Origin of the sequence: Dethiosulfovibrio russensis, assembly GCF_021568855.1 — a bacterium.
Lineage (GTDB): Bacteria > Synergistota > Synergistia > Synergistales > Dethiosulfovibrionaceae > Dethiosulfovibrio > Dethiosulfovibrio russensis.
On the sequence record NZ_JAKGUG010000002.1, the window covers coordinates 138387 to 161049 of the forward strand.

Here is a 22663-nt window from a genome sequence, read left to right on the forward strand (position 1 = left end):
GGGGCCGAGAACCTCCCGACTCCACATAAGTCCACCTCTACCCAGCGTATTCCACAGTTAACAGCGGTGCCTCAAACTTCTGATTTTCCATAATAGATCGTCTATCCTATACTCCTGAGCCGCATGTGTGTCAGAATTTTACAGTATTTTCCTTGACAAGCCCGCGTTCAATGGTTACAATAGCACCAGCATAGATGTCCAGACAACTGGACATCTATGCTACAAAAACTAGACACTCTGCATTCAGGGAGGAAAAGCTATGCGTGAACGCATGAAATCCGAACCCAACGAAGTCGTATGTAAATATCTTTTCGAACCGGCCATCATGGAGGACAACGAACACTCTTTCGATAACATGTGCCTTATCAACATGGCACATGCCATGATGCTCGACAAAGAGGGAATCATTCCGCACGACGAGGCGGCAAGGCTCTTCAAGGGGCTGATAGACATGTACGAAAGGGGCTCCGGAGCTCTGAAACTGGATCCCAAATTCGAGGATTATTACTTCAACGTGGAGAAGAACCTCATCGCCGACATCGGCATAGAGGTGGGAGGAAGGCTTCACACAGCCCGTAGCCGCAACGATCTGCACTCCACCCTGGCCCGCATGAACATACGGGACAGGGTCATCAAGTTGATCCCCATGGTGCTGGAGCTTCGCTCAATACTTCTGAGGCTGAGCGAGGAGAACAGAGAGGTCTTTCTAACCGGTTACACCCACATGCAGCCGGCGCAGCCCATATCCCTGGCCCACTATTTCACCGCTATAGGCGGCGCTCTGGAACGGGACTACGAACGCCTGGAGGCGGCGCTGGGACGGCTCAACAAGAGTACCCTGGGAGGAGGGGCCTTCGCTGGAACGTCGTTCGACATAGACAGAGAGTACGTGGCCGATCGGCTGGGCTTCAGCGGGATCGTCGCCAACAGCCTGGACGCCATCGCATCCAGAGACTACCTGCTGGAGCTTGTCTCCGCCTTTTCCATCCTGGGGTCGAACATAAACCGAACGGCGGGAGACCTTTATATCTGGGCCACCGACGAGTTCGGATACGTCGAGGTGGACGATTCCGTGGCAGCCTGCAGCAGCATAATGCCTCAGAAAAAAAATCCCATAACCCTGGAGCACGTCAAGGCGAAATCCTCCCATCTGGCTGGGGCTTTCGTGTCCATCTTCTCCACCTTGAAAGGAATCCCATACGGCCACTGCAGAGACGTTGGCAGCGAATCCTACCGCATGTTCTGGCAGGCGGCAGACGAGCTGGAGGCTATTCTGGCCCTGTTCAACGTGACGCTCTCCACCATAAAGATCAAGCCCGAGAACATGGAGAAAAAGGCTGCGGGCAATTTCTCCGCCGTGACCGACCTGGCTGACGAGCTGGTGAAGACCAGAGACATGCCCTTTCGGATAGCCCACCAGATCGTAGGCAACATCGTGAGAAAATGCCTGGAGAGGGGGATACGGTCCGACGACATCTCCTCCGACATGGTGGACGAGGCCGCCCTGGAGGTCACGGGGAAATCAATCGGATGGTCGGAGGAATACACCAGGGAGGTACTGACCCCGGAACACTCGGTAAGGGCCAAGAAAAGCCTGGGATCCCCTTCTCCGACACGATGCTCCCAGATGATCGTAGAGCTCGACGGACGTCTGGAATCGGACAAGAGACGGTTCCACGAAGCCATAGAGTCCATAGAGTCGGCAAAGAGAGGCTTAAAAAAGGATGTCCTCAGGATCCTGAACGAGAGACAGTGCCGATAGGGAGAGAGGACGAACGATGATATCCAGGGAAAGGCGAGGGGTCGCCCTTTATCTAACGATAGGCAGAACGATTCAGGAGAAAATCACCAGCGGAGAGTGGGAGGAGGGTTTCAAGCTTCCGTCGGAACCCGACCTGGCCGCTGACTTCCAGGTCAGTCGCTTCACCGTGAGGCAGGCCATAAACGAGCTGGTGGAAAAGGGCTATCTGATACGAAGAAGGGGAAACGGAACCTTCGTCTCCAAACCCAGTTTCGAGGGGAACTTCGTCAAGTCGTTTTTCCCAAGCGACCTGGGAAGTCTCCACAAGCTGATTTCCTTACAGAAGATCGAGGCCACCCCCTTCGTCGGAAAACGCCTCGATCTTCCGGAAAGATGTATCGTGACCGAACTTTACAGATCCAGATATATCCTGGACGACGCGTCTCCGGCAATCCTTGAAAAAACCTACTTCAAGAGCGACCTAATCCCCGATATAGAGGATATGGACATGTCCGGCAGGTTGTACGAATACATCATGACGAGACGGGGAATAGAGCTGGTAAAGGCGAAATCCGTCATAGAGGCGGTGCTGCCTCAGGAGAACGAATCGGAGATACTCCTCTGTCCCATGGGTCATCCTTTACTCATGATGACCAGAATCTGCTTCACCACCGGAGAAAAACCGGTTCTACTCACGAAAAGTCTTATCCGAACGGATAGGTGTAAGTTGTCCATGGAAGACACCATGTAGGACAAGACACAAAAAAAAAGGGAGGTAAGAGAAGAATGGGAAAGAAAAAGACGCGAGGTGCATACCTCATCTGTGCGGTGATGTTGCTCTCCTTTGCGACTATGGCCTCGGCAGCCACAGAACGGCTGCTGATGGGAACCTCAAGCGCGGGAGCCAGCTACTACATCCTTGGCAGCGGCTTGGCAAAGGTCCTGTCGGACAACGTTGACGACATGGAGGTCTCAGTGGAGGTCACTGGAGGACCTACGACCAACATACAGCTGATCCAGCAGGGAGACATGGAGCTGGGGCTGTCGACGGTATGGCTCGCCGGAGACGCCTACAACGGAACGGGTTGGACCAAGGGGAAGAAGTACCAGAACTTCCGCACGCTCTGCCCTCTCTACAGCAGCATCCTCTACATATACACCCTTAAGGACAGCGGCATCAAGTCAGTCTACGATCTGGAGGGAAAAAACGTCAGCGTAGGGGCTCCGGGAGCGACCAGCGAACTGGCTGGACGAGCGGTGCTCAAGGTGCTCGGCATCAAGCCCAAATCCATCAGCTCCCTTCCCACCTCGTCCCAGGTCAACGGCCTGAAGGACGGCCTCATGGACGCGGTCTTCGCAGTCAGCGGCGTACCGGCGTCATGGCTTCTCGACCTGGAGACCACCCACGACGTGGCCTTCATCCCTCTGGAGCAAAAGGACATGGACAAGGTCCTCCAGGAATATCCCTTCTGGTCCAAGGGCTCCATACCGGCCGGTTCGTACAAGAACCAGGGCTCGGACGTGCCTGTTTTCGCCTTCTGGAACGCCAGCATAGCGGCCAAGAACCTGTCGGAAAAAACGGCATACAACATCGTGAAGACGACCTTCGAGTGCCTAGATCAGCTTATCGCCGTCGATCCAACCGCTAAACAGGCGTCCATGGACAAGATCCAGCATCTCACCACTCCGCTGCACCCCGGAGCGCTCAAGTACTATCACGAGCAGGGAATAGAGATACCGGAACGCCTCATCCTCAAGTAAAGATCGCTTGAGACAAAGGATGCGACTCGTCATAGCTCTTCAGGACGGGCCGCATCTATTTTTAAGGTCATCCTTCGTCCGCGGCAAGCCATGCAAAGGGGGACGCCGCGTATTTAACGCTGAATTTACAGGATAGTATTCAAGGGGGGATTTCATGTTCTTCAGGAAGAAAACGGCCGAGCCCAACCTGGCCGAGCTGGAAAACGAGGGACTGCCGCGGCGAGATCTGACGGGCAAATGGGGAGCCTTCGTGTGCGTTATTGGGATTCTGATGTCCCTCTTTCACATCTACTGTCTGATACTGAGCCCGGTCACGCCGTGGATCCTCTACTGCGGACATATCGGGTTCGGTTTCGTGCTGACCCTCTCCCTTTACTGCGGCAGCAGAGGGAGCAAAAGGGACGTTATCTCTCCGCTGGACCTGGCGCTCATGCTGGCAGGAGTCCTTTGCTCCATATATCTGGTCGTGGAGATGGACGAGCTGGTCTACAGAATCGGGATCGCCCCCACCAAGATGGACCTGGTGGTCAGCGTGGTGATGATAGGCCTGGTCCTGGAGATAACCAGACGTACCTGCGGAAACATACTGCCCTGCATCGCCATCGTCTTCATACTCTACACCCACTACGGGAGCTATATTCCCGGACTTCTGGGACACAGGGGCTACTCATGGTCTCGCATGCTCAGCTATATGGTAGGCATGGACGCCATGTTCAGCGTTCCTCTGGGAGCCTCCGCCACCATGGTCTTTCTCTTCGTCGTCTTCGGGGCGTTCCTGAACGCCTCCGGGTCGGGAAAGCTATTCATAGACCTGGCCCTGAGCCTGTCAGGAGCCAGACGGGGCGGTCCCGCCAAAGTGGCCATACTCTCCAGCGCCCTCTTCGGGACCGTATCGGGCAACTCGGTGGCCAACGTGGTATCCACCGGTGCCTTCACCATACCTATGATGAAATCCACGGGCTACCGTCCCGTGTTCGCCGCTGCCGTGGAGGCCACAGCCTCCACGGGAGGTCAGCTGACGCCGCCCATATTGGGATCGGCGGCTTTCATAATGGCCCAGCTCGTAGGGGTTCCCTATATGGACATCATCGTGGCGTCCATAATACCGGCACTGCTCTACTTCTACACGGTGTTTCTAATGGTGGACCTGGAGGCGGTAAAATACGGCCTCTCCGGCATGGAGAAGGAAAAGCTTCCGGTGTTTCGAGAGGTAGCCCTTAAACGAGGATACCTGCTGCTGCCACTCCTGGTGCTGATCTACGTCCTGTCGGTCCTCAACGCAAGTCCCATAAGGGCGGCCATGTGGGGAATCATAACCGCCATACTGGTGACCTACGTCAGATGGATCGACCGCATGACGCCAAAGGACATACTCATGGCCCTCAGCAAGGGGGCCCAGAGCTCGTGCAGCATCATCGCCTCCTGCGCGACGGCGGGGATCGTCGTGGGAGCCCTTAACATGACGGGAGCCGGTCTGAAGCTGGCCAGCACCATAGTGTCCATGTCGGGAGGAATTCTGATATTCGGCCTCTTCCTGACCATGGTGACCAGCATAATACTGGGTATGGGGCTGCCCACCACGGCCTCCTATCTAATATGCGCGGCGGTGGCGGCACCGGCCCTGGTACAGCAGGGGGTGGCCCCCCTTGGAGCCCACATGTTCGTGTTCTACTTCGCCTGCATCTCGGCCATCACCCCACCGGTCGCCCTGGCGGCCTTCGCAGGAGCCGGCATAGCCAAGGCCAAGCCCATGGACGTGGCCTTCACAGCCTGCAAGATAGGGATATCGGCCTTCATCATACCCTTCATGTTCATCTACGGTCCGGCACTGCTGGGGGTAGGCGGCTTCGCCAAGGTATCCTACACGTTGGTCAGCGCGTTGATAGGGGTCTCCATTCTCTGTTTTTCGCTACAGGGCCGATGCTTCTCCATACCTTTGAGCAAGGTGGAATGCGTCGTGCTATTCCCCGCGTCTCTGCCTGTGATCTTTCCAGGCACCATGACGGATATCGCGGGACTCATCCTGAGCGCGGCAGTGTTGACATTCGCATACGGCAGATATAGACGAAAAGGAAACGACGGGAGGTAAGCACGTTGGACATATCTCAAAAATCGCTTGAAAAACACTACGAATGGAAGGGCAAGATAGAGGTGATCTCCAGGGCTTCCATAAAGGACAAGGAGGATCTCTCCATCTGCTACACCCCCGGGGTGGCCGAACCCTGTATGGCCATAGCCGAGGACGGGAACAAGGTCTACGATCTGACCAGAAGATCCAACCTGGTGGCCGTCGTAACCGACGGCACTGCGGTGTTAGGCCTGGGGGACATCGGACCGGAGGCGGCCATGCCGGTTATGGAGGGGAAATGCGCCCTGTTCAAGTCCTTCGCCGACGTGGACGCCTTTCCCATATGCGTGGACAGCAAGGATCCATCGGAGATCGTGGACGCTGTGGCCCTGATCTCCAAGAGCTTCGGCGGGATCAACCTGGAGGACATCTCCGCTCCCAGGTGCTTCCAGATCGAGAGGGAGCTCAAGAGAAGATGCGACGTTCCCGTATTCCACGACGACCAGCACGGAACCGCCATCGTCACCGTCGCAGCCCTGATAAACGCCGCAAAGGTGATTGAAAAGGAGCCGAGCGACATGACAATCGTCGTCAACGGAGCGGGTGCCGCCGGCATCTCCATAGCCAAGTTGCTGGTTCGCATGGGATTCGGCAACGTCATGATGTGCGACACCAGAGGAATCATATACAGAGGAGCCCCGTGGCTGAACCCCTTCAAGAGGGAAATCGCCGAGATGACCAACCTGGAGGAGAGACGAGGAACTCTGGCCCAGGGAATGAAGGGGGCGGACGTGTTCATAGGGGTGTCGAAACCGGGAATCGTGACCAAGGAGATGGTCTCCTCCATGGCGGGAAAGGCCATAGTTTTTCCCATGGCCAACCCGGTGCCGGAGATAATGCCGGAGCTGGCTCTGGAGGCAGGGGCCTTCGTGGTGGGCACGGGACGGTCGGATTTCCCCAACCAGATAAACAACGTGCTGGCCTTTCCAGGGGTGTTCAAGGGAGCCCTGGCCGTTCGGGCGAAGGACATCACCGAGGAGATGAAGGTCGCCGCCGCCTACGGGATCTCCTCCGTGCTGGATCCCCAGGAGCTGGCCCCCGACAGGATACTGCCAGACCCCTTCGACCCCAGGGTGGTCCCGGCGGTGTCCAAGGCGGTTATGGAGGCCTCGATCATCTAATCGGAGAGCCGCAAGGCGAAAGAGAACGAAATAATGGAGCTCCGGATATAAGTCGATATCCGGAGCTCCATCGTTTATTCGCCGTTTCGGAAACAGGTCACGTAGTGATCCTCCGAGAGGAATATCCTCGGCGGTCTCTCGCGGCTGCACCTCTCCTCCCTGAACCTGCATCTGGGAGCGTATGGAAACGTCCAACATGGAGACAGGCTCGTCGGCCGCCAGCATCTCCGGTTCAAGGACCAGGGCCCTGGCTAAGGCTATCCTCTGGCGATGGAAAAATCTATGCCGTCCACCGCCTTGACCTAGCGCCTCCCCTTGCCGGAGGAGAACAGTCCCCATCCTACGGGGAACATCTTGCAGAGAGATTTGCCCTGAAGGACCACATCGTTTCCGCTCATCCCTTATTCCTCCTCCAACCCGAATACATCACCATGGCCTTATGGCAGATCTCGGCCACTACCGATATATCGTGGGTTACGAATATCATGGACAGGTCCAGCTTCGATTGCAGATCGGCGATTCAACGCAGTTTTCTGTCCTGGACCACCACGTCGAGAGCGGTGGTCGGCTCGTCCGCCAGCACTATGCCCGAAGTGAGAGCAGGGGTCATGGCTATACCAGGGCGTCCTTTTTCGTCATGCCGCCCTGCACGGTTATGACCTCGCAGATCTGATCTCCTATGGTGTAGACCGGATTGAAGGCGTTCATGGCGGCCTGGTTTATCAGGGCGATCTTCCTCCATCGGACCTCTCTGAGCTCCTCGTAGGACATGGGGACCAGGTCTTTTCCGTCCACCAGGACCTCTCCGACCAGCCCCAGGGACTCGCCCTTTTCCAGCGTCATGGAGAAATCCTGAACGGCTGTAACGTCCCCCTTGAACGTGCGATAGCTCACGGACAGATCCTTCACTTTCATCAAAACCATGTTCTCACCTGCCCTTCAGCCTAGGGTTCACTATTACCTCCAGCCCTCTCTGAATGAAGAAGATGGAGAGGACCAGAACGATGATCGCTATGCCCAAGGAGAGCCTCAGAGCCTCCACGGCTTCCGGGCTGAACGATGAATCCACCATCGCCGCCGTAGAATCGGCCGGGAGCATGACGTATCCGGCTGCCACTACGTCCACGATGGTGTCGATGTCTATGGCGTGAGCCATGGCCTTGCGAAAGGTCCCGTCGCTCCAAGGAGCTCTGCGCTGATTGTAGTCGAACATTGTGAAGACTATTCCCACTGTGTCCGTGATGGGCAAGTTGTCCATACCTCTGGCCTGATCCATCTGAAGATGGCTTGAGCTCCTCTCCGTAGAAGTCCACCGCTCCCTCTTCCAGAGCTCTCTGTATGGCGTCGGGATTGGAGAAGGGCTTCAGTACGACGGCATCCACGTTGCCTTGTGATGATACTCGTCGAACCTGTCCAGACGGATCTCCTCGCCCTTCCGCCAGTAGACGAACTTGAAGGGACCGGATCCGATTGATTCGGGACAGGCCCAGTCGTGAGGGGATTTCATCTTTCCACCCTCGGTGAGGGGCTCCCCGCCGAGAGGGTCTCCAGGGCATTTCCGTTCTTATACGGGATGAAGAGACCCCCTATCCACAGGCAGAAACCGCATGCGACACCGAACTTTCTCAGCAGGGAGCCGACGACGGACCGCCTTTTTTCATCAGAAGAAATCCTCCTGAAAAACATGTTCATCACCTCCGATGGTGCGTATCAAAAGCTCTCTAAGGGCCTCGGAGGCCCTTTTACGGGCCTCTTCACCCTCCCATTGGTCGACGCTGTGCTCAAGCTCCGCCACCAAAAGGACCAGATAGGTGGCGGTCTCTCTGGGCCGGGATATATTCATCTGGCCCGCCTCAACTCCCTCCTCTACCAGCGAGGTAATCAGAGGAAGAAAAAGCTCTATCGCGTCATCCTTCAACTTGTCGTGTATCTTTCGATGGATCACGTCGTGCAGGTCCATCCGAAACTCTTGGCCTTCGTGAATGGTCAGAAGGTATTTGACTATCCTAAACAGACGTTCCTGAGGAGAAAGCTCCTTCATCGCAGCTATTTCCCTTGATCCGGACAGCATCTCCTCCTGTACATCCTCCCCTAGATAGCGAAGGATATCCTCTTTCGACGAGAAATAAAGGTAGAAGGTTCCATGGGATACCCCGGCCCTATCGGTCATGTCGTCTATGGTGGTGCCGTCGAAACCCTTTTCCCCGAAGAGCTCCCAGGCTGCCTTGACGATCTCCCTCCTGCGTCTAGTCTTTTTGTCCTCTTTCTTCCCCTGCATGATGTCTCACTCCCAAAAAGTATTATTCATCAAACTCTCGAGCCGAATTATGACTGACTGTCAGTCATATGTCAAACACAAAAAAGAAGGCCCCGGACGCCAGGGCCTTACATAACGATCCAGAGGTGTTCCTCTCAGTAGGATCATTCCATCCTGGAGAGGCTCTCCCTCAGAATCAAAAGGACATCTCTAAAAACGCTACTTTTCGGAGAGGTCGTTTCGGCGGAACCCGTTCGAGCCCGTATTTCCGATCTGCCGTCGTGTAGCACGAATGGGGCGACAGGGCGGAGGCGAAATGATCTCTCCGAGAAAACTCGAACGTGAGTTTTTAGATGTGCCCAAAAGTAAATTCAGTCTCTAGCGACGCCTTTTTTCGCGAGTCAGAGAACGCTCCCGATCGGTTTTTTTCCTCGGATCAAGGCCCCTTCGGTTTTGGGCGAACTGTCAAAACCGGTCTTTCCCGCAAGCTCGACCTGCTCGAAGCCGACCTGTTCCAGCAAGGCCAGGAAAACCTTTCCCGGCAGGGCACCACCCTCTCACTGAAACCAGCTCTCGACCCTTTCCTTCAGGTCTTTTTGGCTATCTCCGATCATAAGCTGATCGGCTATCATCAGCCGACCTCCCGGCCTCAAAACCCGAAAGACCTCGACCATTGCGCTTGCCTTGTCCGGGATCAAGTTAACGACCCCGTTGGAGATAACTACGTCGAAACTATCGTCCTCAAAGGGAAGACTCTCACCCGAGGCTTGTTGAAATGAGACGTTTTTCATTTCTGTCAGTTCGAGGTTCGATCGAGCTTTCGACAGCATCTCGGGCACCATGTCTATCCCAACGGATAGCCCTTTTGATCCTGTCATCATAGCTGCGATAATCGTGTCGACCCCGGCGCCGCACCCGATATCCAGCACGGAGTCCCCCTCGTCGATAGACCCGAGAGAGAAGGGATTTCCCACACCGCAGTAGGAATCGGCCACAGCATCGGGCAAACTCTCGATCAGCTCGGAATCGTAGTTCAATCCTTCAAGGCCGTCCCGTCCGACAGGATATCTGAACAGCCCCTTAGGGTTGTCCGCGACGTTTACGTATTTGGAACGAATGCCCGACTCTATTCTGTTCTTGTCTTCTTTAGAGATGAAGTCATCCATGTTTATTCCCCTCTCTCGTAACGATGCAAACGGAATCTAGCCATCGATGGCGACACATCTGCGGTCAGAGCCATCTTTTTCTCCTGAAGTAGGCCACCATCCCGGCTCCGACGGCTATCATAACGATCCAGACCACCGGATAGGAAAAACGCCAGTCCAGCTCTGGCATGTACTTGAAGTTCATGCCGTAGACCCCGGCTATGAAGGTAAGGGGAATGAATATGGTGGCTATCACCGTCAGTACCTTCATTACCTCGTTCATCCTGTTACTGACGCTGGATAGATATGTATCGTGCATTCCGGTCAGAAGCTCCCGGGAGGACTCGACCATGTCTATAACCTGGATCGTGTGGTCGTAGAGATCCCGAAGAAACGCGTCGAGGTCGTTTCCAAAAAACGATGCATCCGATTTCTGGAGTTTTCCCACCGCCTCCCTGAGAGGCCAGACCGCCTTTCTGAGGGTCATGACGTCTCTCTTGAGTTCGTGTATCCTCTGGAGATCGTCGGACCTGGGGTCGCTAAGCAGCCTGTCGTCCATGTCCTCTATGACATCTCCGATACGCTCCACCGAAAGGAAGTAATGGTCCACCACCGCGTCCATAAGGGCGTAGGCCAGGTAGTCCGATCCGTTGCCCCTCAACCTCCCCCTGGAGGCCCTCAGCCTCTCCCGAACCGGCTCGAACACGTCTCCCTCTTTTTCCTGAAAGGAGAGTACATATCCCTCTCCTAGGATCAGGCTGACGTGCTCGACGTCCACCGAGTTGGTCTCGTCGTTGTAGTTCATCATCTTCATAACCAGAAAAAGGTAGTCGGGAAAAACCTCTGCCTTGGGCCTCTGAGACGTGTTCATCAAGTCCTCTATCGTCAGAGGATGAAGGCCGAACCTTTTGCCCAGAGCATCCATCACCTTCAGGTCGTGAATGCCGTCCACGTTGATCCATGTGACCCCTTCCGATCGGTATGGCCTATGAACGTCGTCGAGGGAGAGGGCACCCTTCTCGACCAGATCTCCCCTATCGTAACTGATCGATCCTATTCGGACGGCCTCGGACCTGGATTCTCCGATGAAGACCGGAGTTCCCGGAACGGTTCCTCTTTTGGAGCTCTGACGGGCAGACCACTTTTTTCTCTTTCTTTTATTCATCGTTCATTCCCCCCTAGATCATTTTATGTTATCCGGCACTTGTGCAATATACCCTATGGTGGTATATTGCCTCCAGATATTCTGGAAGGAGAGTGGTCTTGGTGGAGAAGATCGTTATTTTAGGAGGAGGCCCGGCTGGTATAACCGCCTCCAAGATGTTGAGGAAGAACAGACCGGATTGGGACGTCACCATGGTGAGGCCCGAGCCCTCCAGCCTGATCTATTGCGCCATTCCCTACGTGGTCGAAGGGCTTTTGGAGACCGACGGGGTTTGCAAGTCGGACGATATAGTCACAGAGACCGGGACCAAACTGATAAAGGACAGTGCTACCGAGGTGGATTTCGACAAGAAGACGGTGAAGGTCTCCTCCGGCGACGAACTGCCCTACGACAAGCTTCTCATCGCCCTGGGAGCCAGGCCGGTTATGCCCCCTCTGGAGGGAATGGCAGGGGCTAAAAACACCTTTCCCGTAAAGACCGAGGAGGATCTAAGGGCCATACTGAAGGCAATAACCCCCGGCTCTCGGAAGGCTTTAGTTATAGGGGCCGGAAACATCGGCATAGAGATGGCCCAGGCCCTCAAAAAGAGGGGGCTGGACACCTATATGGTGGAGATGGCGAAGCACGTTCTTCCCGCCATGATGGACGGAGATATGGTCTCGGAGGTCGAGGCAGGGCTGAGGGATAAGGGAATAGATCTGATCACCGGAGTGGGGGTAGATTCCCTCGAGAGAAGAGGCGAGGTCGTATCCAAGGCCGTTTTGTCCGACGGAAGGGAGATCGTTCTCAACGACGAAGGGGAGGACGATCTGATCATAGTCTCCGTAGGAGTAAGGCCCGAGGTGGACATATTGAAGGGAACGGAGATCCCCATAGGGCCTATGGGGATACTGGTCAACGAGAGGATGGAGACAGGAGTTCCCGACGTATGGGCCGCCGGGGACGTGTGTCAGTATCGATCCTTCCTGGACGAGGAGATCATCGGAGGCAAGCTGGCGACCAACGCTGTTCCCATGGCCAAGGTGGCGGCCAGAAACATGATGGGAACGAACTGGACCTACGACGGCTTCGTCAACGGAGCAGCCACCGTCGTCGATCCCCTGAGAATCGGAGGAGTGGGCTTTTCCGAGGAGACCTGCGTAAAGAAGGGGATGAAGGTGGTTACGGGAAAGGGTAAGACCACCACCAGGTTCCCCATGATGCCCGGAGCCACCGAGGTGACGGTGAAGTTGATATTCACCGAGGAGGGCAAACTGGTGGGGGGCCAGGTTGTCGGAGGCGAGGCGGTAGCGGAGAGGATCGACACTCTGACCATGGCAATAAAGGCCGGTTTCTCCGTGAAGGATCTGATGTCTTTCGACTACTGCTCCCAGCCCTGGCAGACCTTTTTCCCAGCCTCCAACGCCATAGTGGCGGCGGCAGAGGACGGATGGAGCAAGCTTAAGGAATAGAAGAAAGAAGGTCGGGAGGGGTTCCCCTCCCGACCTTCAATTCTCTCTTACTCGAAGTCTTCCATCTTGGGCTGGAAGTCGCCGTCATCACCCTGGGCCAGCGCTGTAATTAGCTGGGACTCAAGAGATCGAGCTACCTCAACGGCCCTCTCCGCCATGGCGATATCCCTCTCCGACAGGAATGCTACGGCTCCATCGTGATCCCCGGAATTCCACATATCGAGGGCCTTCTCGGAAGCCTTTTTCTCTTGGTCGAAAAGAATCTTCTGATAGTCTGACCAGAAGTCCTGAAGCCTCTTTCGCCACTCTATATTGTTGCGAGCCAAAGCTGAAACGGACCGGAAGGCCCAGGAGGCAGATTCGGAGTCGTAGACGTCGGTTCCGACGGTGAATCCCTCAGGACTCCTCTCTAGCCCTCCGTGGAAAGGTAGATAGACGCTGTCCTTTGCCGGCCCTAGGGCCACCCACATGACCACCCCCACCTGCCAGGGAGTTGACTCCGTCTCGCCCATGTCGAATATGTGGGTCTCCATGTTGCTCTCCCTCGAGACCACCCTGTAGTCCTCGAAGTCGAAATCATGGTCATAGCTGTACTGATCGGAACGGAAGAAGGTTATAAGCTTTTCCATCGAGATAGGCTCGTCGGGCTTCATGAGGAAGGGATATCTGGCTTTTCCCGGAGCCTGTTTGATCGAGGGGCTGAACATTCTCTGACCCCACCAGTTTCTCACGCCGGAACCTTTAGCCATGTTCTCGTCACTGACGTCACCGTAGGCGGCAGCGAAGTCGAAGTCGCGTAGGTCCTCAGGGTCTACCCCGGGAAGTCCGTTTTTGAGGGCGAAGGAAAACACCTCGGAAGATCCCATAAAGTTTTTCCTCTCTCCCAGAGCGTCCTCCACGTCGAATCCGTCTATCCTGGTTATATTACCGTTAACAACGTACATATCGTCGGGGATCCTCACGGCGGCCCACTGATGGCCAGCGTATTCCACGTACCATATTTCGTCGTGATCCGCTATGGCCAATCCGGCGATCTCTCCCTTGCCGTCGTCATCGTAGGGATCTTTAGCACTGCCAAATTTTTCTACGGCGGCCCCCAGTATCGCAACTCCCTCTCGGGCAGACCTGGCACGGGGCAGGATAAGAGCAGGAATCATGCATTCCTCCACTCCGTTAGGCGTTCCGGGGTCGACCTTCTCGGACAGCAAGTTTCGGTCCTCCGTCTCAGTGGCGGTAACCACCACTCCGGCGCCGTTGATACCGGCTGCACTGTAGGGCCAAAGCCCTCCGTCCCACGAATCCTCGCTGTGATCTTGATAGCAAAAGTCCGGCATGGAGAAGAACCGAAGGCTCTCATCCATATCCTCAGGATAGCCCCACTCCAGCCCGTTGAAGAAGGTCTCGGTCTCGCCATCCGCGATTTCCCTCGCTGGCGTCACGACGAGATATTTAGATACTGCTGAAGCTCCGTCCTCCATCCTGGCGACCAGTGGATGACCGGTAGCGGAGGCGTCTTTTCCCACAAAAACAGCGGTACATGCCCAAGACGTCACCGACCCGAGACAGACGAGAGCACATGTCAGGACTGCCACACCGATACGTGTTTTTAACATTAAACAGGACCCCCTAAAGAATGATCTAAAAACGTCAAAGAATCTCCTTTGTGACGTAGGAACTGGTACTGGCGGCCAGGACCCCTCCGTAGGACAGGTCGAACTCGATCACGTCGCCTATCTTCAGGTCCCTCTCGCCGTCGGTCACGTCAAGTATCATGTGGTCGCTGCTGGCTCCGAGGATGTCGGTCTTCTCGTCTCTCGGAGAGATGGCATCGAGCCTCATGTCCTGCTGACCCACCGCGACGATGGCCCTCTTTCTGAGACCTCTGTCCTCGAAGACCGGCTCGTGACCGAAGGCGTCCAGTCCCTTTTTACCTATGGGGATCGATGGCTTGGTCTTGAGCTCTATGACCTCGGCGGCGAAGGTGAAGACGTCGCTGTGTAGCCCGGGAATCACGGTGCAGTCGGCGGTCTCCTTGCCTATGGTCATGGACTCGCCCAGGCGGAGCATGTTGACCCTCTCCGGGATGCCCCCCGAGAGAAGCAGTCTTATGGAGGACGAGTTTCCTCCGGAGACTATGTCGAGATGGATTCCGCATTCGGACTCTATGGAGTCGGCGACCGAGACAAGCTGTCCCAGGTTTTCCGGACTGGGAAGCACCGCTCCGTAGCAGCTGAGGTTGGTCCCGATTCCCTTCAGGATCAGCCCCGGCATGGACGCTATTTCCCGGGCGGTATCCACAGCCCTGTCGGGCCAAACCCCTTCCCGGAGGTCTCCTACATCCACCATGAGCAGCACCTGGTGTTCCTTTTTCATAGCCACTGCGGCCTTCGACAGGGCCCGGCAGGTGTCCACCTCGGAGACGAAGCTCATGTCGGCGAGCTCTACCGTCTCTCGGGCCTGGGAGATCATGGGAAGCCGGAGGAGTATCTTTGGTATGTCGATATCCCTCATCTTGGCCAGGTTCTCCAGACGACTGTCGGCGATCCAGTCGACTCCCGACTCTGCCTGGACCGAGGCTATCTCAGGCATTCCGCAGTACACCTTGCTGACCGCGGCGACCTTGATCCCCCGATCGTGGCACTCCTTGGCGAGCTTCGAGGTGTTCTCCTTAAGCTTCTCCCTGTCCACTATAAGCGCGGGATATCTCATTACCTTTCCCTCCTCGGTTCAGTCTTTCTCGTCCCAGTGCAGGCTCGAAAGCATGAGCTTCAGGGCGTCCTCGGGATAGCGTTTTGACAGCACTCCCAGGGATGCCATTATGTAGTCGTTGTCCACCAGTATCTTAGCGTCCGATTTGGGGAACAACTCCAGTCCCTTGCCGTGGGTGGTGGCGGTGGAGAGTATCTTTCTGTGCTGAGGGAGTCTGGTGAGGGCCCCTCCGGTTCCTATGACGTATTTTACCGCGGTGAGGTCCTTGCCCTCGGCGATGGTTCTCTTGCCGGAGGCACCGTAGAGCTGGCGAAGCCTTCCGGCGTGTCTCTCCATGGCGGTCAACATGGCTTCCTGAGCCAGCCTCTCGACGAACACCTTGGCCCGATCCGTGTCCGGTATGGCCTTGGCGCTCTCCAGGAGTTCGTCCAGGTCGGGGAAGTCCTTGATCAGCTCGTCTCGACCCATGGTCTCGACTATGTGTCTCATGTTGACGTAGACTCCCAGGTCTCCCTCGACGGTCCTCTTGGCCTCGGGCTCGGGGCTCACCAGAAGCCGGGAGATCTCCTCGCTTCCTTCTGTGACCGAGTGGACATCGGTGGTGGCTCCTCCCACGTCGAAGATGACCAGGTCGCCTATGGCTTCCTTGAGCACCTTGGCGGCCTCCATGACCGCCCCGGGGGTCGGCAGGATGGGGCCGTCTATCATGTCTCGAACGGTGGTCATTCCGGGAGCGTGGATGATGTGCTCCTCGAAGACCTGCTGAATGACCGCTCTGGTGGGCTCGACGTTGAGCTGGTCGACCCTGGGATAGACGTTCTCCACCACGTAGAGTCTGATTCCCTTTTCCTCGGCGATCTCTTTTACCTCTTCCTGGTTTTCGACGTTTCCAGCGTATATGACCGGGATCTCCAGTCCGAGCTCCGCTACCAGCTCGAAATTATGAAGCGCCGTGTCCCTTTCGCCGTAGTCGACCCCTCCGGCCACAAGTATTATGTTGGGCTTTATCTCGGAGATCTTTTTCAGGTCGGTACGACGCATCTTTCCCGCCGTGACGTGCTTGAGTATACCTCCCGCACCGAGGGCCGCCTCCTTGGCGGCTCTCACCGTCATGTCGTAGACCAGGCCGTGGACACTCATTCTGAGCCCCCCGGCGGCGCTGGAGGTGGCAAGCATCTCGTCCCAGGATAGATCTTCGATCCCCAGATTGGATTTCAGATCTTCTACGGCGCCTCTCAGGCCGACGGTGACATCGCCTTCCAGTACCGACGTGTAGGACTGTCCCTGCCCGATGAAACTGGGGCAGGGACCGCCGATACCGTCGAAGGCGTTGACCACCGTGGTGGTGCTCCCTATTTCCGCGACCAACACGGCTACTTTCATCTTTTTAGTCCACCTGTCCTCTACGGTACTTGATAAGGAAGCTGGCCACGTCGATTCCCTTGGATCCTCGGCCGAAACCGGCGTCCATTCCGGCGTCCTTGGCTATCTCGTTGGTAACCTGGGTTCCGCCGCAGGCCAGTATCACCTTATCCCGGATGCCCTTCTCCACGCAGAGCTCGTGGAGCTTGCGCATGTTCTTGATGTGAACGTCGTCGTGGGTGATTATGGTCGAGGCCAGTATGGCGTCGGCGTTGGTCTCTATGGCGGCGTCCACCAGTTTCTCCACCGGGCAGGAGGTGCCGAGGTAGAGGTACTTTATGCCGTAACCCTCGATTCCGCCGTGCTTTATGTCCAGGGTCTCCTTAAGTCCGACCGAGTGCTCGTCCTGGCCGACCGTGGCAGCGACGACGAAGATCGGGTTCTCCGCTATATCCGCCCGGATCTCCTCCTCCGACAGGGTCTCCTCCTTCTCTGGGATGACCAGTTCGTCTATGTCTATATCGAACTTGACCTTGCCCTTGAACTCGACATAGGTTCCCTCGGAGGGGTGCATGGCCAGCTTGTGGACCACCGTGACGTCCTCCAGGCCCATCTTCTCGCCACACTTTATGGCGGCGAACTCGGCGGTACGCTCGTCCACCGGAAGGAAGAGGTTGACGGCGATTATTCCGTCGGCCCTCCACTCGACCTCGGGCTTGATGAGGTTGGTCTCGTAATATTTCTCCAACTCGGCGAGACGGACGTTGACGTTGTCGTGCTCGTCCAGCTCGTCGACGAAGATTATCTTGGAGGGATCCTCGAAGGTATCTCCCCCTATGGCGGCGGATGCCTTTCCGTTCAGTTCATCGGGGATGCAGTTGTAGCCGTAGTGAACCGACACGGGTGCGAAGTAGTCCGGATCCCGCTGGAAGAGCATTCCCGCTCCGACTCCGCCGTCGGCCTGGCGTGCTATTCCGTCGCCGTTGCGCTCGGGATAGTAGCCGCTGTCGACGAAGAAGCCGTCCTCGACGGCCTTGAAGTAGCCTCCGACCTCCAGGATCTCCTCCATGAAGAGGACCGCCCTCTCCTTCAGCTCACGGACGACGTCGCCCAGAGGTCCCTCTCTGTCGAGCTTGACCATCTCTCTGAATCCGTCGAGACCGTTAAGGGCGTGTCTGGCCGTGTTGACCCCCGCCACGTTGTTGTAATGCCACGGCACGTTACGGCCTTCGTCGGGGGTTATGGTGGACTGGATGTCGGCGCTGGTGAGCCTGGAGATCACCAGGTTAAGGGTGTGGGTGACAGATGCCTCCCTAAGGTCCGACTCCATATACTTGGTGTTCTGCTGGGCCCTCATCTTGTAGTCGCTGAAGAAGTCCCTGAGAGCCACGGCATAGGGCAGGTCGAGCCTCATGCAGGGCGCCGGAGGAGCGGTAGGAGGCACGGTGGAGAGAGCGATATTCTCCGGTTTCAGCCCCACCTTACGGGAGAAGATGCTGTTTATGGCATGCTGCACCATGAGCTCCGGACGGACCTTCCAGGCCTTCATGGCGGTGGCGTTGGCGTTGTGGGCTCCGTCGATCTGGAGGATGTCCGCCCAGGCCATAATCTTCTTGGCCTCGCAGGCGTCCACGAAGCTTCTGACCATGTTGACATTCCTGTAGAGGACGTTGTACTGAGGGTCCTGATGGGCTCCGTTGACCCCTTCCTCTGCGAACATTACGGCGATATCCGGTCCTGCCACGCCGGAGATGTAGGAGTGGAAGTTTATGGGACGTCCCACCTCTTCCTCGACTGCGTCGAGGGCCTTTCTGGTGGCTCTAACCTGCTTCCTGGTGACGGCGATTCCACCGATGCCCTGGGTGGTTCCCTCTATGAGAGAGTCTATGTGAGACTGTCCGGCGGTACGGATGACCATGAGATGGTCCGCTCCGTGCCAGGCTGCCATGCGCATCCTGCGTATGTCGTCCTCGAAACGACCGGAGGCGATCTCCGTGGTGATGACGCAGTCCGGCTGAGGGTCGATGTAGCCGAATCCCCGGCTGCCCGGAAGGGGAATCGAGTTCTCGAGCCCCTCGGAGGTCTCGTGATACTCGAAATCTCCCACGGTGCGGGGTTCGTTTCTGCCCTCTCTCCAGTGCCATCCCCGACGCTTGGGCCTGTAGTTCTCCAGATCCTTGAGGATTTCCTTTACGTCCAGCCTTTTGTTGGGATCGAGTTTCATCGTCATGGTCCTATCCCCTTTCCTCGAAGAGGGCTTCCACTTCGTCCCAGTGCTTGCCCTCCGCCAGGGCCAATCCGGCCTCTCTCGGCGACACTCCGAGCTTCTTGGAGAGACGCCAGACCACGTTGCCCGCCCCCTTGGGCATCAGTCCCTTGGCGATGACTCCCTCGACTATCGGTTTTACCTCCAGGCTGGAGAAACCCATTCTGAGGAGGACGCTGCGCTCCACCGCAGGGGTGGTATGGGTCCTTCCCATCTCCAACATGGGATCGACCACCTTCTCGGCCAGCTCCCAAAAGCGGGCCTTAAGTTCTTCTTCGGAAAGGTTCGCCAGGTGTTTGCGCCTGGTCTCGAAATCGTCGGATCTTTTCATGTTTTCTCTTTCCCCCCATACTACGAAATAGAAATACCAAAACGGGCCACGGGGCTCCTTCGAGACGCCCGTGGCCCGTGTCATCAAAGATTGGCCAGAACGGAACGGACGAAGCCCTCGTCGGTCTTGGTCTCGGCGGCCAGGAACGAGACGTCCTCGGCCGATACCTCGCCGGTAACTCCGCACTTAGCGACGGAGTTGCGGATGTAGGATCTGCGGGCCTTCTCCAGGTCGAACTCCCTGAGCTTGATGGAGCCGGGGTCGTCGGGGAAGACTATGTTCTTGCCCGGAACCTCGCTGTCGGGATCGCCGAAGAGTACCTCCACGCCGTTTTGCTTGGCGAAGCTTATCTGAGGCATAGGGTGCTTGCCCGCTCCGGTGTACTCGGTCTCCTGGACCACGATGGTCTGATCCATGTCCATCTCCTGGGCCAACACGAAGGCGGCGGTCAGGGACGTGTTGCCTGCCGGTCCCCTCTCCAGCCCTTCCAGCACGGCTAGAGCCTCGGTCATGTAGAAGACCTCGCCCTGCTTGACCAGCAGATAGCGGTCCATATAGCGCAGAGGACGGGCGGCGTTTCTCGGCACATCCGCCCGATCGGGCCATGTGGCGAAGGGTATGCCGAAGCCGGTGTGGCCGGTGGTGAAGGACTTGCGGTTGAAGTCGTGATCCGAGGCCATGTGAAGCCCGGAGAGATCCACCGAAGCACCGATTATCCTGGTCCCCTCCGACTTGGCCTTGATCAGTCCTCTGGCCGTTCCGGTAAGATTGCCGCCTCCGGCGTTGGTGACAACCACGGCGTCGGGATCGGAGCCTATTCTGTCCCTGAACTGCTGGGCTATCTCGTAACCCAGGGTCTCCACTCCGGCTATCCCGAAGGGAGTATAGAGGGATGCGTTGAAGTAGCCCGTCTCCTCCAGAAGACAGAGAAAGGTATAGAACAGCTCGGGACCTACGGTGAGCTGGACGACCTCGGCACCGTATGCCTCGCAGGCCCTCTGCTTCTCCAGTATCTCCGGCTGACCTATCATCCTACTATCATAACATTCCTGAATTATTATGCATTCCAGACCGTGCATGGCGGCCTGAGAGGCCACGGCGGCTCCGTAGTTGCCGCTGGTGGCGGCTATGACGCCCTTGTAGCCGTGCTTCTTGGCGTGATAAACGGCAGTGGCGGCCCTGCGGGCCTTGAAACTGCCGGAGGGGTTGGCCGCCTCGTCCTTGACGAAGATCCTGGCTCCCTTGCCCTTCGGGGCGTATTTCCTCGCCAGGGCTGTGATGTTCTTCATCTCCAGCAGAGGAGTGTTCCCGACACCCGTCTCTCCCTGAATATCCTGGATCTCTTCGAGGGAGTAACCGGCCTCCTTCATCATCCTTTCGTAGTCGAAGGAGATGCCGCCGCTCTCGAAGCCGGTATAGTCTATGCCGATGGCCTTCTTCATTATTTCGTTCTTGCGGCCCATTACGGCCTCATAGGACATGTCAAGGGTCATCTCGCCACCTCCCCCTTCATGAGCTTCTTGAGCTGGACGTCCACCTTGAGGAACTCGGGAACGAAGTCGCCGAAGTCGTGGACGTAGCGGGGATCGATGGCGCAGAGCTCTCCCGTTACCTTTCTGCCGGTCATGGTCTCGACGGTTATATCGTCTCCGATCTTGCCGTCGGACTGGGCGAATCCCTTCACCCAGAGCAGAAGAGGGGTCTTCTTCGTGTCGTCCGGCACCTGAGGCGCCCTGCCTTCGGGGGTCAGGACCGTCTGGCGGACCTGGACCCAGTCTCCTTTTCTTGCCTGTTCCATGGTTGCCTTCACTCCTTCCGAACTTAGCGAGGAGTAGCTAATCCTCCTCGATCATGGCCCTGACGTCGCCCATTATTGCTCTGGGCACCGGCAGGTCCAGCATGGTCTTGAGACCCGGACGGGAGTTGATGACGTGAGGGATCATGTTGACGCACATAGCGATGGTGCCGATTCCACCGGGGATCTCCGGCTTGTTGGCCATGTTGACGTCCGGGGTGCCCTTTATGATGACGTAGTCTCCGGTGTCGACTCCGCCGAGCTGGGGCTCTATCTGCTGGGGGTGATCCATCTCTATTTTGACCTCGCCGTCGACAGTTCCGAAGCCCTTCATGGAACATCCGGCCACGTCTCCGGCCTTGGCGAAGCCGTAGGGAGACTTGCGATCCACATGGGTGACGATTGGCTCCATGGTCTGGGAGAACTTCTCGACCTTCCAGCCGATGGCGTCGGCGATCATGTTGATCGATTCGGAGAAACCGACGTGTCCGGCCAGCTCGCCGTTGGCGCTCTTGGTACGGAACTCGTCCTCGGTGATGCCTATGCCCTGCTCCTCCATAACGGCCGGACCGAAGGGGGACAGGCTGTTGACCCTGCGGGCTATGATGTGGTCGACCGATTCGCAGGCACCGGTGAAGAGGACGACCAGCAGGTCCATCATCAGGCCGGGGTTGATGCCGGTGCCGAGGACGGTGACTCCGTTGGCCTTGGCCAGCTTGTCTATTTCTGCGGCCAGCTCCGGCTCCTGAGCCTTGGGATAGGCCATCTCCTCGGCGCTGGAGACCACGTTGATCTTCCTCTCGACGACGAACTTTATCTTGTCGAAGGCACCCTTGACGAAGGAATCGGTGCAGAGAAGCACCACATCGGCGGCTCCGGGAACGATGACGTCCTCGGCGGCTCCGATAAGGACGTCGGGGCGGTCCCCTCTGGGCATATCGAGGAAATCGTACATGCTCTTGCCCAACTTGGCACCGCGGCCTACGACGCCGACTATCTCGAATCCGGTCTTCTTGAGCATCATCTCCGCCATACCTCTGCCCATCGCACCAAGACCCCAAATGATTACCTTAACGTTCTCCTTACGCATCTCGTGAACCTCCCCTGAAAATTGTGTCCCCATCGCAGCGACGATCCGCTGTCTCCATAGACCATGGCCTCAACTTAAAACCCCAAAAATGAACTTTAGATCAAAAAAAGTACAATCTCTAGGCACAACATACACCGAATTATCGAAACTGTCCAGCCCCTTAAAAAAGGTCTATTCAAAGTTTTTTTCCAGACCTTCAGCCTTCCCCGATCCCTTGCCCCATGGGAGCTCGAAAAAAAACGATCTCTGTCATTTCACAATAATGGGTCTATTGTGCTATTATGAATATGCGTCGCGAAATTAGGCTTTTCCGGGCCGGCCTATCTCCGAATCTCCGAGAG

The 22663-nt window shown here is 56.8% G+C and carries 21 protein-coding genes; 6 read left to right on the forward strand and 15 right to left on the reverse strand.

Features of this window, described 5'->3' with window-relative positions:
* The first annotated feature begins 259 nt into the window (after window positions 1-259).
* The 5 genes from argH (at window position 260) to L2W48_RS02515 (ending at window position 6751) form a co-directional block, all read left to right on the forward strand.
* Window positions 260-1762, forward strand: a complete 1503-nt coding sequence (gene argH / locus L2W48_RS02495; RefSeq protein WP_236099041.1) for an argininosuccinate lyase — start codon at window positions 260-262, stop codon at window positions 1760-1762.
* A 16-nt stretch (window positions 1763-1778) separates the two neighbouring features.
* Window positions 1779-2492, forward strand: coding sequence for a GntR family transcriptional regulator (locus L2W48_RS02500; RefSeq protein WP_236099042.1), 714 nt, complete (start codon window positions 1779-1781; stop codon window positions 2490-2492).
* Between the two features lie 35 nt (window positions 2493-2527).
* Window positions 2528-3502 carry a TAXI family TRAP transporter solute-binding subunit gene (locus tag L2W48_RS02505; RefSeq protein WP_236099043.1) on the forward strand — a complete coding sequence of 325 codons (975 nt, stop codon included), beginning with the start codon at window positions 2528-2530 and terminating at the stop codon, window positions 3500-3502.
* A gap of 154 nt (window positions 3503-3656) precedes the next feature.
* Window positions 3657-5591, forward strand: a complete 1935-nt coding sequence (locus L2W48_RS02510) for a TRAP transporter permease (RefSeq protein ID WP_236099044.1) — start codon at window positions 3657-3659, stop codon at window positions 5589-5591.
* A 5-nt stretch (window positions 5592-5596) separates the two neighbouring features.
* Window positions 5597-6751 carry an NAD(P)-dependent malic enzyme gene (locus L2W48_RS02515; protein ID WP_236099045.1) on the forward strand — a complete coding sequence of 385 codons (1155 nt, stop codon included), beginning with the start codon at window positions 5597-5599 and terminating at the stop codon, window positions 6749-6751.
* A 612-nt stretch (window positions 6752-7363) separates the two neighbouring features.
* Here L2W48_RS02515 and L2W48_RS02525 read toward each other — a convergent pair.
* The 7 genes from L2W48_RS02525 to corA all read right to left on the reverse strand — a co-directional run bounded on the left by L2W48_RS02525 (window position 7364) and on the right by corA (window position 11318).
* Window positions 7364-7675 carry an ABC transporter ATP-binding protein gene (locus tag L2W48_RS02525; protein WP_236099046.1) on the reverse strand — a complete coding sequence of 104 codons (312 nt, stop codon included), beginning with the start codon at window positions 7673-7675 and terminating at the stop codon, window positions 7364-7366.
* Between the two features lie 4 nt (window positions 7676-7679).
* Window positions 7680-8027: an ABC transporter substrate-binding protein gene (locus L2W48_RS02530; RefSeq protein WP_236099047.1), complete on the reverse strand. Its 348-nt coding sequence runs from the start codon at window positions 8025-8027 to the stop codon at window positions 7680-7682.
* Window positions 8028-8114: 87 nt separating this feature from the next.
* Window positions 8115-8258 (reverse strand): hypothetical protein, encoded by a 144-nt coding sequence (locus tag L2W48_RS02535; protein ID WP_236099048.1) that lies wholly within the window; start codon window positions 8256-8258, stop codon window positions 8115-8117.
* Window positions 8255-8437, reverse strand: a complete 183-nt coding sequence (locus L2W48_RS02540; protein ID WP_236099049.1) for a hypothetical protein — start codon at window positions 8435-8437, stop codon at window positions 8255-8257. Before L2W48_RS02540 ends, L2W48_RS02535 begins: the two co-directional genes overlap by 4 nt.
* Complete coding sequence (locus L2W48_RS02545) at window positions 8412-9029, reverse strand: TetR/AcrR family transcriptional regulator (RefSeq protein ID WP_005659922.1); 618 nt, start codon at window positions 9027-9029, stop codon at window positions 8412-8414. The genes L2W48_RS02540 and L2W48_RS02545 overlap by 26 nt, the downstream gene beginning before the upstream one ends.
* A gap of 536 nt (window positions 9030-9565) precedes the next feature.
* On the reverse strand, window positions 9566-10174 hold the full coding sequence (locus L2W48_RS02550; RefSeq protein WP_236099050.1) for a methyltransferase domain-containing protein: 609 nt from the start codon (window positions 10172-10174) through the stop codon (window positions 9566-9568).
* Window positions 10175-10238: 64 nt separating this feature from the next.
* Window positions 10239-11318, reverse strand: coding sequence for a magnesium/cobalt transporter CorA (corA, locus tag L2W48_RS02555; protein WP_236099051.1), 1080 nt, complete (start codon window positions 11316-11318; stop codon window positions 10239-10241).
* Window positions 11319-11419: 101 nt separating this feature from the next.
* Between corA and L2W48_RS02560 the strand changes: the two genes are divergently transcribed.
* Window positions 11420-12769: an NAD(P)/FAD-dependent oxidoreductase gene (locus L2W48_RS02560; protein ID WP_236099052.1), complete on the forward strand. Its 1350-nt coding sequence runs from the start codon at window positions 11420-11422 to the stop codon at window positions 12767-12769.
* Window positions 12770-12816: 47 nt separating this feature from the next.
* Here the strand turns inward: L2W48_RS02560 and L2W48_RS02565 are convergent, their stop codons facing one another.
* From L2W48_RS02565 to ord, 8 genes are all read right to left on the reverse strand, one after another.
* Window positions 12817-14382 carry a C69 family dipeptidase gene (locus L2W48_RS02565; RefSeq protein WP_236099053.1) on the reverse strand — a complete coding sequence of 522 codons (1566 nt, stop codon included), beginning with the start codon at window positions 14380-14382 and terminating at the stop codon, window positions 12817-12819.
* 34 nt (window positions 14383-14416) lie between these two features.
* Window positions 14417-15478, reverse strand: a complete 1062-nt coding sequence (locus L2W48_RS02570; protein ID WP_236099054.1) for an alanine/ornithine racemase family PLP-dependent enzyme — start codon at window positions 15476-15478, stop codon at window positions 14417-14419.
* An 18-nt stretch (window positions 15479-15496) separates the two neighbouring features.
* Window positions 15497-16861 carry a GlmL-related ornithine degradation protein gene (locus L2W48_RS02575; RefSeq protein ID WP_005659929.1) on the reverse strand — a complete coding sequence of 455 codons (1365 nt, stop codon included), beginning with the start codon at window positions 16859-16861 and terminating at the stop codon, window positions 15497-15499.
* A gap of 4 nt (window positions 16862-16865) precedes the next feature.
* Window positions 16866-19070 carry a D-ornithine 4,5-aminomutase subunit OraE gene (oraE, locus tag L2W48_RS02580; protein ID WP_236099055.1) on the reverse strand — a complete coding sequence of 735 codons (2205 nt, stop codon included), beginning with the start codon at window positions 19068-19070 and terminating at the stop codon, window positions 16866-16868.
* A gap of 4 nt (window positions 19071-19074) precedes the next feature.
* Window positions 19075-19437 carry an ornithine aminomutase subunit alpha gene (locus L2W48_RS02585; RefSeq protein ID WP_236099056.1) on the reverse strand — a complete coding sequence of 121 codons (363 nt, stop codon included), beginning with the start codon at window positions 19435-19437 and terminating at the stop codon, window positions 19075-19077.
* Window positions 19438-19520: 83 nt separating this feature from the next.
* A complete protein-coding gene (gene ortB, locus L2W48_RS02590) occupies window positions 19521-20930 on the reverse strand; it encodes a 2-amino-4-oxopentanoate thiolase subunit OrtB (RefSeq protein WP_236099057.1) in 1410 nt (469 codons plus the stop codon).
* Window positions 20927-21235, reverse strand: coding sequence for a 2-amino-4-oxopentanoate thiolase subunit OrtA (ortA, locus tag L2W48_RS02595; protein WP_005659934.1), 309 nt, complete (start codon window positions 21233-21235; stop codon window positions 20927-20929). Before ortA ends, ortB begins: the two co-directional genes overlap by 4 nt.
* A gap of 37 nt (window positions 21236-21272) precedes the next feature.
* Complete coding sequence (ord, locus tag L2W48_RS02600) at window positions 21273-22322, reverse strand: 2,4-diaminopentanoate dehydrogenase (protein ID WP_005659935.1); 1050 nt, start codon at window positions 22320-22322, stop codon at window positions 21273-21275.
* Window positions 22323-22663: the final 341 nt, after the last annotated feature.

Bases quoted from the DNA above. Each gene is read 5' to 3' on its own strand.
- argH (WP_236099041.1), top strand. From the start codon at position 260: ATGCGTGAACGCATGAAATCCGAACCCAACGAAGTCGTATGTAAATAT.
- L2W48_RS02500 (WP_236099042.1), top strand. From the start codon at position 1,779: ATGATATCCAGGGAAAGGCGAGGGGTCGCCCTTTATCTAACGATAGGC.
- L2W48_RS02505 (WP_236099043.1), top strand. From the start codon at position 2,528: ATGGGAAAGAAAAAGACGCGAGGTGCATACCTCATCTGTGCGGTGATG.
- L2W48_RS02510 (WP_236099044.1), top strand. From the start codon at position 3,657: ATGTTCTTCAGGAAGAAAACGGCCGAGCCCAACCTGGCCGAGCTGGAA.
- L2W48_RS02525 (WP_236099046.1), bottom strand. From the start codon at position 7,675: ATGGTTTTGATGAAAGTGAAGGATCTGTCCGTGAGCTATCGCACGTTC.
- L2W48_RS02530 (WP_236099047.1), bottom strand. From the start codon at position 8,027: ATGGATCAGGCCAGAGGTATGGACAACTTGCCCATCACGGACACAGTG.
- L2W48_RS02535 (WP_236099048.1), bottom strand. From the start codon at position 8,258: ATGAAATCCCCTCACGACTGGGCCTGTCCCGAATCAATCGGATCCGGT.
- L2W48_RS02540 (WP_236099049.1), bottom strand. From the start codon at position 8,437: ATGTTTTTCAGGAGGATTTCTTCTGATGAAAAAAGGCGGTCCGTCGTC.
- L2W48_RS02545 (WP_005659922.1), bottom strand. From the start codon at position 9,029: ATGCAGGGGAAGAAAGAGGACAAAAAGACTAGACGCAGGAGGGAGATC.
- L2W48_RS02550 (WP_236099050.1), bottom strand. From the start codon at position 10,174: ATGGATGACTTCATCTCTAAAGAAGACAAGAACAGAATAGAGTCGGGC.
- corA (WP_236099051.1), bottom strand. From the start codon at position 11,318: ATGAATAAAAGAAAGAGAAAAAAGTGGTCTGCCCGTCAGAGCTCCAAA.
- L2W48_RS02565 (WP_236099053.1), bottom strand. From the start codon at position 14,382: ATGTTAAAAACACGTATCGGTGTGGCAGTCCTGACATGTGCTCTCGTC.
- L2W48_RS02570 (WP_236099054.1), bottom strand. From the start codon at position 15,478: ATGAGATATCCCGCGCTTATAGTGGACAGGGAGAAGCTTAAGGAGAAC.
- L2W48_RS02575 (WP_005659929.1), bottom strand. From the start codon at position 16,861: ATGAAAGTAGCCGTGTTGGTCGCGGAAATAGGGAGCACCACCACGGTG.
- oraE (WP_236099055.1), bottom strand. From the start codon at position 19,070: ATGACGATGAAACTCGATCCCAACAAAAGGCTGGACGTAAAGGAAATC.
- L2W48_RS02585 (WP_236099056.1), bottom strand. From the start codon at position 19,437: ATGAAAAGATCCGACGATTTCGAGACCAGGCGCAAACACCTGGCGAAC.
- ortB (WP_236099057.1), bottom strand. From the start codon at position 20,930: ATGACCCTTGACATGTCCTATGAGGCCGTAATGGGCCGCAAGAACGAA.
- ortA (WP_005659934.1), bottom strand. From the start codon at position 21,235: ATGGAACAGGCAAGAAAAGGAGACTGGGTCCAGGTCCGCCAGACGGTC.
- ord (WP_005659935.1), bottom strand. From the start codon at position 22,322: ATGCGTAAGGAGAACGTTAAGGTAATCATTTGGGGTCTTGGTGCGATG.